Source organism: Rhodococcus sp. Leaf233 (assembly GCF_001426165.1).
Taxonomy (GTDB): domain Bacteria; phylum Actinomycetota; class Actinomycetes; order Mycobacteriales; family Mycobacteriaceae; genus Rhodococcoides; species Rhodococcoides fascians.
Genome location: NZ_LMRO01000008.1, coordinates 128329 through 142730 on the forward strand (window position 1 = coordinate 128329; position 14402 = coordinate 142730).

Consider the following 14402-nt stretch of genomic DNA (forward strand, 5'->3'; position numbering starts at 1 on the left):
GTTCGCGCTGGTCAGAGGGTGCCCCCGGCAGGATTCGAACCTGCGACCAAGGGATTAGAAGGCCCTTGCTCTATCCCCTGAGCTACGGAGGCTGGCACGCGCGGACAGGCCCGCTCGAGCACGGTTGACGAGTGTACCTTTCCGCCTACGGCGATCACACCGGCATGGGTTGAGGGAGCAGTGCAGGGGGAAGCCTGTGATGTCGTATACGTTCCGGCCGGCACCCGAAGGAGGTTCGATGCACGACATTCTGGACGAGCTGCTGCACGCCTGGCAGACCGGCGACGCGGCCGCGGTGGCAACGGTCGTGCAGACATTCGACTCCGCGCCGCGTCCTGTGGGTGCGTCGATGATGGTCGGCCAGGACGGTGCGGTCGCCGGTTCGGTGTCCGGCGGCTGCGTCGAGGGTGCCGTGTACGAGTCGGCGCAGGACGTGATGCAGTCCGGTACGCCGATACTCACTCGATACGGAGTGTCGGACGACGACGCATTCGCAGTCGGGCTCACGTGTGGGGGAACGCTGGATGTGTTCGTGCAGGCGGTGTCGAAGCACACCTTTCCCGAGTTCGGTGACGTCGTGGCGAACGTGCGCCGCAACGTCCCGGTTGCAGTGGCCACCGTGATCGCTCATGCCGACGCAACACGGGTCGGTCGGAGAGCAGTTCTGACGGAGTCGGGTATTCGCGGTTCCCTCGGCAGCTCGCGGGCCGACGCCGCCATTGCCGACGACGCGAAAGGGCTACTCGCAGCGGGACGTTCGGCTGTTCTGACGTACGGAACCGACGGCCAGCGCCGCGGTCGGGGAATGCAGGTGTTCGTGTCCAGTCATGCGCCGTCGCCGAGAATGCTCGTGTTCGGTGCCATCGACTTCGCTGCGGCGGTTGCGCAGCAGGGTGCCTTTCTGGGCTACCGCGTCACCGTCTGCGACGCCCGATCCGTGTTTGCGACCCCGCAGCGCTTTCCCGCTGCCGAGCAGGTGGTGGTCGCGTGGCCGCACGACTACCTGAACCAACAGTGGGCGGCGGGGGAGTTGGACGAGAGGACCGTGGTCTGTGTGTTGACTCACGACCCGAAGTTCGATGTGCCACTGCTCGAAGTGGCGTTGCGGATTCCGGCCCTGGCGTTCGTCGGAGCGATGGGCTCGCGGCGAACCCATGACGACCGCATCGCCCGGTTACGGGCGGCAGGAGTGACCGAGACCGAACTCGCGCGATTGTCGAGCCCGATCGGACTCGACCTGGGTGCACGCACGCCGCAGGAGACCGCGGTGTCCATTGCGGCGGAGATCATCGCCCAGAGATGGGGCGGGAGCGGCACGCCTCTCCGGCAGCAGCACGGACGCATCCACCACGACTCGCTGGACGCCGAGGACGGGGCAAAGTACGACGCTGTGTAGGACTCGCGTTTCGAGTACTGCCGAACACCTCTTACTCTGGTGGTATGGCCACACCGGATCTCGACAAGACCGACCCGTCGCACGCCGGGGACTCCACCGGCGATGTGCGGTCGGACGAGGGTACGGGCAGTGCAGATCCCCGCTCGACAACCACGTCGGTGTTCGTCACTGCCGGCGTCATCGCCGGTGTCGTCGCTGCCCTGATCGTCATGCTGTCCGCGTCGGACGCGTTGGTCCTGCTCGGTATCCCTGATCCCGGCCCGGCCACCACCTACGGACTGCCCGCCCTGCGTGCGATCGGTGAGATCGCAGCGGTCATCGCGGTCGGCTCGTTCCTGCTGGCGGCGTTCCTGGTTCCGCCGCAGAAGAACGGCGTGCTCGACGTGGACGGTTACCGGGCGGTTCGCACCGGCTCGGTCGCATCCATCGTCTGGGCCGTATGTGCGCTTCTCCTCGTGCCGTTGACGCTGTCCGACACCTCCGGCCAGCCGTTCGCCGAGGCCGTGAAGCCGGCGAATCTGTGGATCGCGCTGGATCAGGTGGAGATCGCCAGTGCATGGCGGTGGACGGCCATCATGGCCGTCGTCGTCGCCATTGCATCGAGGACGGTACTGCGGTGGTCCTGGACGCCTGCGCTGCTCGGATTCTCGCTGGCCACCCTGCTGCCCATTGCGCTCAGTGGTCATTCCTCGGCGGGCGGATCGCACGACATCGCGACCAACTCGCTGATCCTGCACCTCGGTGCCGCGTCGTTGTGGGCGGGCGGGCTGTTCGCATTGCTTGCACATGTTCGCAGACGCGGCGCGCACACCGACGTCGCTGCTCGGCGGTTCTCCACGATCGCCGGCGTCTGCTTCGTCGTCATGGGCATCAGCGGAGTCATCAACGCCCTGGTTCGGGTGTCTCTCGCCGACCTGTTCACCACGACGTACGGCCTGCTGATCGTGGGCAAGATTCTCGCGTTGATCGTGCTCGGCGGATTCGGCTGGATGCAGCGGCGTCGCGCTCTGCCCGCACTGATCGCCGATCCCACCGCCCGTGGACCGCTGCTCCGGTTCGCCGGGGCCGAGGTGCTCGTTCTCGCCGCGACCGTCGGTCTGGCCGTCGGGCTCGGGCGAACACCTCCGCCCGCCGAGATCGACCCGAACCTGACGCCGACCGAGGCCGCGCTCGGATACGACCTCAGCGGACCGCCGACGTTCGCTCGTATGGCTTTCGATTGGCGCTTCGACCTGATCTTCGGCACCGCCGCGATCGTGATGGCCGTGGTGTATCTGATCGGGGTCCGTCGGCTGCGACTGCGCGGCGACGCGTGGCCCGTCGGTCGCACCGTCGCCTGGGTCCTGGGCTGCCTCACACTGCTGATCAGTACGTCGTCGGGCATCGGACGGTATTCCACGGCAGTGTTCAGCGTGCACATGACCGGACACATGATGCTGTCGATGCTCGCGCCGGTTCTGCTCGCGCTCGGTGGTGCACTGACGTTGGCGTTGCGTGTCCTGCCCGCGGCAGGCAAGGACGGCGTCCCGGGGATGCGCGAGTGGTTGCTGATGGGCCTGCACAGTCGACTGTCGCAGTTCGTCACCCACCCGCTCGTCGCGGCGCTGATCTTCGTGGGCGGCTTCTACGTGCTCTATCTCGGCGGAATCTTCGGGGCCGTACTGGACAGTCACGGAGCTCATCTGTTGATGAACCTGCACTTCGTGCTCAGCGGATACCTGTTCTACTGGACGGTCATCGGCGTCGATCCGTCTCCGCGCAAGATTGCTCCGGTCACCAAACTCGCCGTGGTGTTCGGCTCACTGCCGTTCCATGCGTTCTTCGGTGTGGCGCTGATGAGCATGAACACCGTCATGGGTGCCTGGTTCTACCGCACGCTCGGCCTCGACTGGAACTCCGACCTACTGGGGGACCAGAAGCTCGGTGGCGGCATCGCGTGGGCAACCGGCGAGGTGCCTCTGGTGCTGGTCATGCTCGCACTGCTGATCCAGTGGTCCCGCAGCGACGATCGCGACGCCAGGCGCGGCGACAGAGCCGCCGAGCGTGACCACGACGCCGACCTGGCCGCGCACAACGCGATGTTCGCCGAGCTGGCCCGTCGTGATCGGGACGGCAGGCAGTAGCTTCTCGTCAGTCGCTGCCGGCGATCTTGTGCAGAAGCCGGTCGAGTTCGGTGCGTTCGGCCGGCTCGAGGCCGTCGAACATGTCCGCGGACACCTGACGTCGTGCCTCGTCGACGCGGTCGAGCAGGGCGCGGCCGGCGTCGGTCAGCTCGACCAGAACAGCGCGTCGATCACTCGGGTCCGGCGCTCGCGTCACCAGTTCTGCCGCTTCGAGTGAGTCGACGATGTCGGTGGCCGATCGCGCGACGATGCGGAGGTGCTCGGCCAGATCACGCAATCGGACCGATTCTCGTTCGCGGGCCAAGACGTGCATGGCCCTGCTCTGCGACGGGTTGAGTCCGAACGGTTCCAGCGCAGTCATGTGGCTTCGCCGAATTCTTCGGGCAACGGCCATGAACGAATCGCTCAGGTTGGGCGAGTGTCCGGTGTCCATACGACGGATCATAGCGAGGCTTGCTCGCAACCTCATAGTGAGGTAACCTCTGCATATTACTTCAGCTACCACGGAGGTCTACTTGGAAAGCAGTCCCGAACGCGTACCACTCGCTTCCGATCCAGCGCCCGTCCGACGAGTCCTGGCTCTGTTCACGCCCTACCGGCGCAAGATCGCTGTCGTCAGCGCGATCATCGTGGCCAGCGCCATCATTGCGCTCGCCTCTCCTCTACTTCTTCGCGAACTCCTCGATCATGCAATTCCCGACCGCGACGTCACGCTCGTCAGCCTCATCGCGGTCGGCATGATCGCTGTTGCAGTCGCCACCAACACTCTTGGCGTGGTGCAGACCTGGATGTCCAACGGCGTCGGTCAGCAACTCATGCACGATCTGCGCGTGCAGGTCTATTCGCACCTGCAGAGACAGTCCCTCGGATTCTTCGCGCGAACGCGCACCGGTGAGGTGCAATCGCGTATCGCGAACGACATCGGCGGCATGCAATCCGTCGTCACCAACACCGCGACGTCCATCGCGCAGAACGCCACGACGGTCGCTGCGACCGTGGTCGCGCTCTTCCTGCTCGATTGGAAGCTCGCCACGTTCTCGCTGATCATCCTGCCGATCTTCGTGCGAGTCGCTCGACGTATCGGCGACGAGCGTCGCAGGATCTCGACCAAGCGGCAGAAATTGCTCAGCGATCTGTCCGTCCAGATCGAGGAATCACTGTCCGTCAGTGGAATTCTTCTGGGCAAGACCACCGGTTCCGCCCAGGCGTTGACCGACAAATTCGCCGACCGATCGCACGAGGTGGCCGGTGTCGAACTGGCCGCGATGATGGCGGGCAAGTGGCGGATGGCGACAATTCAGATCAGCTTCGCCGTGATGCCCGCTCTGGTGTACTGGTTCGCCGGCATCACCATCGGTCAGGGGAGTGCATTGACGATCGGCACCCTGGTCGCGTTCACCGCATTGCAGACCCAATTGTTCCGGCCCACCATGCAATTGCTCAACACCGGCGTCGAAGTACAGGCATCCTTGGCGCTGTTCGGCAGAGTCTTCGAGTATCTCGACCTGCCCATCGATGTCGCCGAACCCGAGCACCCGGTCACACTCTCGCGAGAGAGCGTGCGCGGCGATGTCGCTTTCCGCGGCGTCGACTTCACCTATGCCGCCGCGACTGTCCCGACGTTGTGCAACATCGATCTCGACGTACCGGCCGGGAGCACGCTCGCGCTCGTCGGCGCAACCGGATCGGGCAAGACCACGCTGGGATACCTCGTTGCCCGCCTGCATGATCCGACAGCCGGCTCGGTGACCATCGACGGTGTCGACTTGCGGCACCTGGCGTCGGAGAACATTGCCGACCTGGTGGGCGTCGTCTCTCAGGAGACCTACCTGTCCCACGCCACCATCAGGGAGAACCTGCGGTTCGCCAAACCCGACGCCACCGACGACGAGATCGTGGCTGCCGCTCGGACGGCCCAGATCCACGACTTCATCGACGGCCTCGACGACGGTTACGACACGATGGTCGGCGAGCGCGGCTACCGATTCTCCGGTGGTGAGAAGCAGCGCATCGCAATCGCCCGGACTGTCCTGCGCAACCCGCCGATTCTGGTGCTCGACGAGGCGACGAGCGCCCTGGACAATCGCACCGAACGTGCAGTGCAGACAGCGCTCGACGGTTTGATGCACGGCCGTACCACCATTCTGATCGCCCATCGCCTGTCCACCGTGCGAGCAGCAGACGCCATCGCGGTACTCGATCACGGCATCGTGCGCGAGGTCGGAAGCCACGAGGCTCTGCTCGCCGAAGACGGTATGTACGCCCAATTGGTCCGTGCCGCAGACGATGTCGTGGACAGCGTTGCTGCATGAGCAGGGTTGTTGCATGAGCAGGGTTGTTGCATGAGCTGGGCTGCCGCGTGATGGCGCTTCGAACGATCGCCGGCCGGGTTGTGTGCGAGACCGAGGTCAAGAGATCGCGGTTCGTCACCGTGGTGGACAGGGCGAGCACCGAGGCCGACGCTCGCGCGGTCATCGCAGCGGCGCGGAAAGCGGATCCGACTGCCGGACATCACTGTTCGGCATTCATCGTCGAATCCTCGGCTGCAGGCATCGTTGTCGTCCACGAAGACTCGACCCACCGCATCGAGCGATCCAACGACGACGGCGAACCCAGCGGCACGGCAGGAACGCCGATGCTCGAGGTGTTGCGCGGTCATGGGCTGACCAACGTGGTCGCGGTGGTCGGCAGATATTTCGGTGGCACCAAGCTCGGTACCGGCGGATTGGCCCGCGCCTACGGCGGTGCGGTCACCGAGGCACTTGCCCGGGCTCGGTTTCTCACCCGAGAGCGACGCGACGTGCTGACCCTCGAACTCGACCATGCCGAGGTGGGACGGGTCGAATCGGAGCTACGCGGACACGGGGCCTTGGTGCTCGATACCGCCTACGACACTCGAGCCGTGCTCACCGTCGCCGTCGCAGACGCCGATTCGACTGCAGCGCTGGTGGCGTCGCTCACCGCCGGACGGGTGGTGCCGGCTCTCGGTGGGCATGTCTACGTAGAGACAGCCGAGTAGCACACCGGTCCGACACGAGTGGCGTCATGACCAGCCGATCCTGGACGTTCATCCACAGGCTCAGCGGTTGTCCACATTTCGCGAACACGTCCGTCACGGGTGGCTCTGGCGTAGCAGTGTCGATCTCGATCGCAATCACGCGACATCCATCGAGAGGAAGACACCATGTACGAAGCTCAGTGCGCTGTTGTGGGCACCGTCATCACCAATCCCGTCAAGCGCTCCACGCCCACCGGCGACGAGGTCCTCAGCTTTCGGATGGCGAGCAATGCCCGACGGCAGGACCGCAACACCGGTGAATGGACCGACGGCGGCACCCTCTATCTCACGGTCACGTGCTGGCGTCGACTCGTGCGCGGCGTCGGCGCATCGTTGATGAAGGGCGATCCGATCATCGCCTACGGACAGCTGCGCACCAACGAATACACCAATCGCGACGGCGTCGAACGATCCGACCTCGAGATGCGGGCCAGCGCCGTCGGGCCGGACCTTGCGCGCTGCAACGTGGCAATCCATCGGACCAGGACGGTGGCGCCCGAAGTACCTGCAAACGAGGCACTCACCGACGACGATCGGGGTGCCGCCGAACCACCGGAGGACGAGCCGGATCGCGATCGAATCGGTGACGACGTCCGCGAGGCGGTACCCGCCTGACGGCCCGCCGACATCCGTCGTCCCCGGTGGATGCAACCCGCGCACGACCGCGGACGACGGATGTGGGCTCGGCGCGGACTCGGTCGATGGTGTTCCGACGCGGCCGCACCGATAAGCTGGGCGGCATGGCTGAATTCATTTACACCATGAAGAAGGTGCGCAAGGCGCACGGCGACAAAGTCATCCTCGACGACGTGACGATGAGCTTCTACCCGGGAGCGAAGATCGGCGTCGTCGGCCCGAACGGCGCCGGTAAGTCGAGCATCCTCAAGATCATGGCGGGAATCGATCAGCCCGGAAACGGTGAGGCGTTTCTCGATCCCGGTGCCTCGGTCGGCATCCTCATGCAGGAGCCGATTCTCGACGACACCAAGACCGTTCGCGAGAACGTCGAGGACGGTCTCGGCGAGACGATGGTCCAGCTCAAGCGCTACAACGAGATCGCCGAGCTGATGGCAACCGACTACTCCGACGAGCTCATGGAAGAGATGGGCGAGCTGCAGGAAAAGCTCGACCACGCCGACGCCTGGGAGATCGACTCCCAGCTCGAGCAGGCGATGGACGCGCTGCGCTGCCCGCCGCCCGAGTCCCCGGTCACCAACCTCTCCGGTGGTGAGAAGCGTCGCGTGGCCCTGTGCAAGCTGCTGCTCAGCAAGCCCGACCTGCTGCTGCTCGACGAGCCGACCAACCACCTCGACGCCGAGAGTGTGCTGTGGCTCGAGCAGCACTTGGCCGCCTACGCCGGTGCCATTCTCGCCGTGACTCACGATCGATACTTCCTCGATCACGTCGCGCAGTGGATTTGCGAGGTCGACCGCGGTCGACTGCACGCGTACGAGGGCAACTACTCGACTTACCTGGAGCAGAAGGCAGCGCGCCTCGAGGTCTCGGGCAAGAAGGACCAGAAGCTGCAGAAGAGGCTCAAGGACGAACTCGCCTGGGTTCGCTCCGGTGCCAAGGCTCGTCAAGCCAAGAGCAAGTCTCGTCTCGCGCGCTACGACGAGATGGTGGCCGAGGCCGAGAAGACCAGGAAGCTCGACTTCGACGAGATCCAGATCCCCAACCCGCCGCGCCTCGGCGACGTCGTGGTCGAGGTCAAGAGCCTGGACAAGGGCTTCGACGGCCGCGTGCTGATCAAGGATCTGTCGTTCACGTTGCCGCGCAACGGAATCGTCGGCGTCATCGGACCCAACGGTGTCGGCAAGACGACGCTGTTCAAGACCATCGTCGGGCTCGAGGAGCCGGACGGCGGCGAGGTGAAGATCGGGCAGACCGTCAAGCTCAGCTACGTCGACCAGAACCGCTCGGGCATCGACTCGAAGAAGACGGTCTGGGAAACGGTCTCCGACGGCCTGGACTTCATCACCGTGGGCAACTCGGAATTCCCGTCGCGCGCGTACATCAGCTCGTTCGGATTCAAGGGCCACGATCAGCAGAAGCCCGCCGGAGTTCTCTCCGGCGGTGAGCGCAACCGTCTGAACCTGGCAATGACGCTCAAGCAGGGCGGCAACCTGATCCTGCTCGACGAGCCGACCAACGACCTCGACGTCGAGACACTCGGATCGCTCGAGAACGCGCTCGAGGAATTCCCCGGTTGCGCCGTGGTCATCTCGCACGACCGGTGGTTCCTGGACCGCACCTGCACCCACATCCTGGCGTGGGAAGGCGGCTTCGGAGACAACGAGGCTGCCTGGTACTGGTACGAGGGCAACTTCGAGGGCTACGAGGCCAACAAGGTCGAGCGGCTCGGTCCCGACGCGGCGCGTCCCCACCGCGTCACGCACCGGAAGCTGACCAGAGACTGACATGTCGGCACAGACCTTCACCTGCACACTTCAGGTGCGGTGGGGTGATTCCGACCGCCTCGGGCACGTAAACAACACCCGGTTCGTCGAGTACCTCCAGGAAGGCCGCGTTCAGTTTCTGAACGCGGTCCTGGGGGGCTCGAAAGGTCGCGGCGCGGTGGTGGTTCGTACGTTGACCACCAACTTCTTGCACCCGATCCTCGACGACTCCGGCCCGCTGGTGATCGAGCTGTGGATCACTCGTATCGGAACCACCTCGTACGGCGTTCGGCACGTCGTCACCGATCGAAACGGAACGGTGTGTGCAGACGCGGAGGCACTGATGGTGGCCTTCGATCTCGACACCTCCTCGTCCAGGCCGCTGCGCGAACACGAACGAACTGCACTGAGCGAGTATCTCCACAGCGATTCGTCGTGACTGCCGGATCGGCCTGACGCGCTGGTTCCCGAGATCTCTGCGGTTGCGGGGTCACCCGCACTAGGGTCGAGGGGTCATCGACGACCGGCGATCGGCGGGCGTCGGGAAATCCTCACGAGGGAGTACTCGAAAACAATGTCACGCTCGCTTGACCTGACCGACGACGACTGGGCCGACGGGCTCGACGACAGGCTTGTGGCCGAGTTGGCGACATTGCGTACGGAGTATTTCGAGCACACCGACGCCACTGCGGTCGCAGTGTCCGCGCATACCCCCGACATCGCCTCTTTTCGGCGGCACGTTCGGCTCGCCGCAGAGCGGCTGCCGGGGACGGCGAATGTGGCGGTCCACCGACCGAACGAGTCTGCAGCACAGCAGGTAGCGGGAAGCTACCTACAAATCGTCACCGACGACATGCCGTTGCTGGTCGAATCGATCATGTCGCTGCTCTCGCGTCTCGGCATCGAATACACCGACGTGGTTCATCCCATCCTCACCGTCGATCGGAACGCAGAAGGAGTGCTCGTCGGGCTGAGCTCGGCCGGCATCGCCGAGTCCTGGATACACGTGCAGCTGCACCCGTCCACCTCCGACGATGCCGTCGCGCATTTGGAAGAGGAGACGAGTCGAGTACTCGCCGATGTGCGTCAGGTCGTCGGCGACACCGACGAGATGCGTCGCGTGCAGGCTGCCGTGGCCGATCGGTTGGACGGTGTCGCCGCGACGTCCGGCGACACCGACTCCGAACCAGCCGTCGCACACCGGGATGCGGCTGCCTTGCTGCGTTGGCTGGGCGACGGCCATTACACCTTGCTGGGTTACCGCAGATACACGATCGACGGTAGCGACGGTGACCGAACCGCAACGGGTGTGGAATCGAGCAGCCTGGGTGTGCTGCGCGATGCCGGTCAACATGGAGACGGACCCGAACCGGTCGGTGAGCGCGACCTGGTTGCTCTGACGCAGGGTCCGAACCCCGCCACGGTTCATCGTGCTGTCTACCCCTATTTCGTCAGTGTGATCGACGCCGACGACTCCGCCGAGCATCGATTCGTCGGAGTCTTCACCGTCACCGCGCTGCACGAGAACGTCCTCGACATTCCGGTGATCGAGCGTCGAGTGCGGTCGGTGATCGCCAAGGCCGGCCATGATCTCGGGTCCTTCTCCGGCCAGGCCATGCTCGAGGTGCTGCAGTCGATGCCGCGGTCGGAACTGTTCGCGACCTCTGCTTCGTGGCTGTTCGAAACGGCGAGTGCTGTTCTGGCGCTGGGTCGCCGGCGCAAGGTCAAGCTGTTCGTGCGACCCGATGCGAGTGGGTCCTTCGTCAGTGCTCTGGTGTACCTGCCGCGAGATCGCTACACCACTCGCGTCCGACTCGCGATCCAGGACCGACTGCTCCGAGAGCTCGGTGGCACCTCGCTCGACTACACCGCACGCGTCACCGAATCGGATCTCGCGCTGCTGCACGTGACGGTGCGCCGCGCACCGGGCACCGTCTCTCCCCACCTGTCCGCCGACGACATCACCCGGATCGAAGCGGCGCTGACCGAGACCACCCGGACGTGGGAGGACTCGTTGGGTGACGCCGTGTCCCTCGACCGAGCCGTCGACCCGGCGCGCATTCAGCGCTACACCGAGGCTTTTCCCGAGGCGTACAAGCAGGACTTCAGTCCGGCCAGGGCCGTCACGGACATTGCCCGCCTCGAAGCACTCGGCGACGAAGCGATCGACATGCAGCTCTACCGAAACGAGCGTTCGGCCGTGGGGAGCTGGCGCTTCTCGCTGTACATCGGCGGTGCGGGCGTATCACTGTCCCAGGTGTTGCCCATTCTGCAGAGTCTCGGTGTCGAGGTCGACGACGAGCGGCCGTACCCGGTGGTGCGTCCGGACGGAATGTCTTGCTGGATATACGATTTCGGCCTCTCCGCCTCGCGTGAGATGTTGCGCTCGGCCATCGACGGCGACCTCGACGCCGAGCTGTCCGAGGCAGGCACGGCCGATCGCGAGAGCCGGGTCCAGCACCGATTCACCGACGCATTCGCGGCCGTGTGGAGCGGCGCGGCAGAAGCGGATCGTTTCAACGAACTGGTGATGCGCGCAGGTCTGCACTGGCGGCAGGCCGTGGTGTTGCGTGCCTACGCCAAGTACCTGCGGCAGGCGGGTTTTCCCTACAGTCAGTTCAACATCGAGGGCGTCCTCCTGGCGCATCCGCGCACCGCGCGGCTGCTCGTCGGACTGTTCGAGGCGCAGTTCGATCCCGAGACCAGTGCCGAAGCGGACGCGCAGGCCATCGGCACTCAGCTCGGTGAGCTCATCGACGAGGTCGTCAGCCTCGATGCCGACCGCATTCTGCGCAGCATGTTCGAGCTCATCCGAGCGACGTTGCGCACCAACCACTTCGTGGTGGGATCCGACGGTGCACATCGCCCGTACCTCTCGCTCAAGTTCGACCCGCAATCCATCGCGGAGCTACCCAAACCGAAGCCCACGTTCGAGATCTTCGTGTACTCCCCGCGCGTCGAGGGGGTCCATCTCAGGTTCGGTGCGGTGGCCCGAGGCGGGTTGCGCTGGTCCGATCGACGGGAGGACTTCCGGACGGAGATTCTCGGGCTCGCCAAGGCTCAGATGGTCAAGAACGCAGTCATCGTGCCCGTCGGGGCCAAGGGTGGATTCGTCGTCAAGCGTCCTCCGGTGACCACCGGTGAAGCCGACCGAGATCGACAGGCATACGCCGAGGAAGGCAAAGCCTGCTACCGACTGTTCATCGCCGGGTTGCTCGACATCACCGACAATCTCGACCGGGCCACCGGGTCGGTATCGGTACCTACCGGGGTGGTGCGCCGCGACGGAGACGACACCTACCTCGTCGTCGCGGCGGACAAGGGCACCGCGACCTTCTCCGACATGGCCAACGGCATCGCTGCCGAGTACGGATTCTGGCTCGGTGACGCGTTCGCGTCCGGTGGATCCGCCGGATACGACCACAAAGCCATGGGAATCACCGCCAAGGGTGCGTGGGAGAGCGTCAAGCGGCACTTCCGTGAGCTCGGGATCGACACTCAGAGTCAGGATTTCACGGTCGTCGGCGTCGGCGACATGAGCGGAGACGTATTCGGTAACGGCATGCTGTTGAGCCGACACATTCGCTTGCTCGCGGCGTTCGACCACCGGCACATCTTTCTCGACCCCGATCCCGATCGGGAGTCGTCGTTCGCCGAGCGGGAGCGCTTGTTCGCCCTGCCGCGGTCGTCGTGGGCGGACTACGACACCTCGCTCATCAGTGCCGGCGGAGGGGTGTGGGAGCGGACCCGCAAATCCGTACCCATCAGCGCCGCAGCACGTTCGGCCCTCGGGTTGGACGAATCGGTTGCTGCACTGTCACCACCCGAGTTGGTGAACGCGATTCTGAAGGCCCCCGCCGATCTGTTGTGGAACGGCGGAATCGGCACCTACATCAAGGCATCCAGTGAGAGCAACGCCGAAGTCGGCGACAAGGCCAACGATGCAGTGCGGGTCGACGGCGTGGATGTGCGGGCGGCCGTGGTGGGGGAGGGCGGAAACCTCGGTGCCACCGCACTGGGCAGGATCGAATACGCCGCAGCCGGCGGCAAGATCAACACCGACGCCGTCGACAACTCGGCGGGCGTCGACTGTTCCGATCACGAAGTCAACATCAAGATCCTGCTCGAGACTGCCATCACCAACGGAAACCTGGCGCGCGAAGACCGCGATGAGCTGCTTGCGTCCATGACCGACGAGGTCGGGCGATTGGTGTTGTGGGACAACATCATGCAGAACGAGTTGCTCGGTACGTCCAGATTCGACGCACCACATCTGGTGACGGTGCACAGCCGGGTCATCGAGGATCTGGAGACGCGTCGAGGGCTCGACCGGGAGCTCGAGGCTCTGCCCACCGAGGCCGATCTCCGTCGTCGCAAGCAAGACGGGCGTGGACTGACGTCGCCGGAACTCGCGACGTTGATGGCGCACGTGAAATTGGCACTGGAAGCTGAACTGCTCGACAGCGAGCTTCCCGACAGCGACGTCTTCGCCCCCCGGCTACCCAAGTATTTCCCCGAGCCACTGCGGGATCCGTACGCAGATGCCATCAAGGCGCATCCGCTACGGCGTCAACTGGTGGCGACGACGCTCGCCAACGAGGCCATCGACTGTGGCGGAATCACCTACCCGTATCGGTTGACCGAGGACTCCGGTGCCGCAGGCACCGACGCCATCCGCGCATTCGCCGCGGCCACCGAAATCTTCGGCCTCGACGAGGTGTGGGATTCGATTCGCGCGGCCGACGTACCCACCGCAGTGTCGGCCGAGCTGCTGCTCGAATCGCGTCGCATGCTCGATCGAGTATCCCGGTGGCTGTTGGCCAATCGGCCGCAGCCGTTGGCGGTCGGGGCCGAGATCAGTCGCTATGCCGGGCAGGTTCGCGCTCTGCAGCCGCGGGTCGCGTCGTGGATCTCCGGTCACCAGGCGGTCGATTTGGACCGGCGTTCGGGGGCCGCGATGGAACGAGGTGCTCCGGCCGAGCTGGCACGTCGGATCTACGGCTTGCTCGACGTGTACTGCCTGCTCGACATCATCGATATCGCCGACATCGTCGACCGAGACGGGGCGGAGGTGGCCGAGCTCTACTTTGCGCTCGACGCGCACATCGGCATCGACTGGTTGCTCACCGCGGTCTCGAAGCTTGCCCGCGGCGATCGATGGCATTCGTTGGCGCGCTTGGCTCTTCGTGACGATCTGTACGCCTCCCTTCGCGGAATCACCAAGGCCGTGTTGGCCGCGGGCGAACCGGACGAGTCGGTCACGGAGAAGATCGCCGAATGGGAATCGACCAATTCGTCGCGGTTGGCCCGCTCGCGTGCAGCGCTCACCGAGATCGCCGAGACGGGGACGCTGGACCTGGCGACACTCTCGGTTGCCGCCCGACAGGTGAGAAACATGGTTCCCTGACAGCATGGAACTTTCGTTC

Annotated in this window: 9 protein-coding genes and 1 tRNA gene; 8 read left to right on the plus strand and 2 right to left on the minus strand. The window is 64.9% G+C overall.

Translation table 11 applies throughout. The features are described 5' to 3' along the window. Window positions 1-19: 19 nt before the first annotated feature. A tRNA-Arg gene (locus ASH04_RS08395) sits at window positions 20-92 on the minus strand. Window positions 93-238: 146 nt separating this feature from the next. Here ASH04_RS08395 and ASH04_RS08400 point away from each other — a divergent pair. Both ASH04_RS08400 and ASH04_RS08405 read left to right on the plus strand, forming a co-directional pair. Further along, a complete protein-coding gene (locus tag ASH04_RS08400; protein WP_057473454.1) occupies window positions 239-1396 on the plus strand; it encodes an XdhC family protein in 1158 nt (385 codons plus the stop codon). A gap of 209 nt (window positions 1397-1605) precedes the next feature. Continuing rightward, entirely contained in the window at window positions 1606-3519 is a 1914-nt protein-coding gene (locus ASH04_RS08405) for a cytochrome c oxidase assembly protein (RefSeq protein ID WP_371827926.1), read from the plus strand. A 7-nt stretch (window positions 3520-3526) separates the two neighbouring features. Here ASH04_RS08405 and ASH04_RS08410 read toward each other — a convergent pair whose 3' ends face one another. Next, window positions 3527-3952, minus strand: coding sequence for a MarR family winged helix-turn-helix transcriptional regulator (locus ASH04_RS08410; protein WP_057473278.1), 426 nt, complete (start codon window positions 3950-3952; stop codon window positions 3527-3529). Window positions 3953-4034: 82 nt separating this feature from the next. On the opposite strand from ASH04_RS08410, the gene ASH04_RS08415 reads away from it, so the two are divergent. From ASH04_RS08415 to ASH04_RS08440, 6 genes are all read left to right on the plus strand, one after another. Beyond that, complete coding sequence (locus ASH04_RS08415) at window positions 4035-5831, plus strand: ABC transporter ATP-binding protein (protein ID WP_057473279.1); 1797 nt, start codon at window positions 4035-4037, stop codon at window positions 5829-5831. A gap of 50 nt (window positions 5832-5881) precedes the next feature. Further along, the gene (locus tag ASH04_RS08420) at window positions 5882-6538 is read left to right on the plus strand and encodes an IMPACT family protein (RefSeq protein WP_057473280.1); all 657 of its coding nucleotides are present in this window, start codon (window positions 5882-5884) and stop codon (window positions 6536-6538) included. A 165-nt stretch (window positions 6539-6703) separates the two neighbouring features. Next, window positions 6704-7192, plus strand: a complete 489-nt coding sequence (ssb, locus tag ASH04_RS08425) for a single-stranded DNA-binding protein (protein WP_057473281.1) — start codon at window positions 6704-6706, stop codon at window positions 7190-7192. 125 nt (window positions 7193-7317) lie between these two features. Further along, on the plus strand, window positions 7318-8997 hold the full coding sequence (gene ettA / locus ASH04_RS08430) for an energy-dependent translational throttle protein EttA (RefSeq protein WP_032368469.1): 1680 nt from the start codon (window positions 7318-7320) through the stop codon (window positions 8995-8997). Between the two features lies 1 nt (window position 8998). After that, on the plus strand, window positions 8999-9415 hold the full coding sequence (locus tag ASH04_RS08435; RefSeq protein WP_027497596.1) for an acyl-CoA thioesterase: 417 nt from the start codon (window positions 8999-9001) through the stop codon (window positions 9413-9415). Between the two features lie 135 nt (window positions 9416-9550). Continuing rightward, complete coding sequence (locus ASH04_RS08440; protein WP_057473282.1) at window positions 9551-14383, plus strand: NAD-glutamate dehydrogenase; 4833 nt, start codon at window positions 9551-9553, stop codon at window positions 14381-14383. Window positions 14384-14402: the final 19 nt, after the last annotated feature.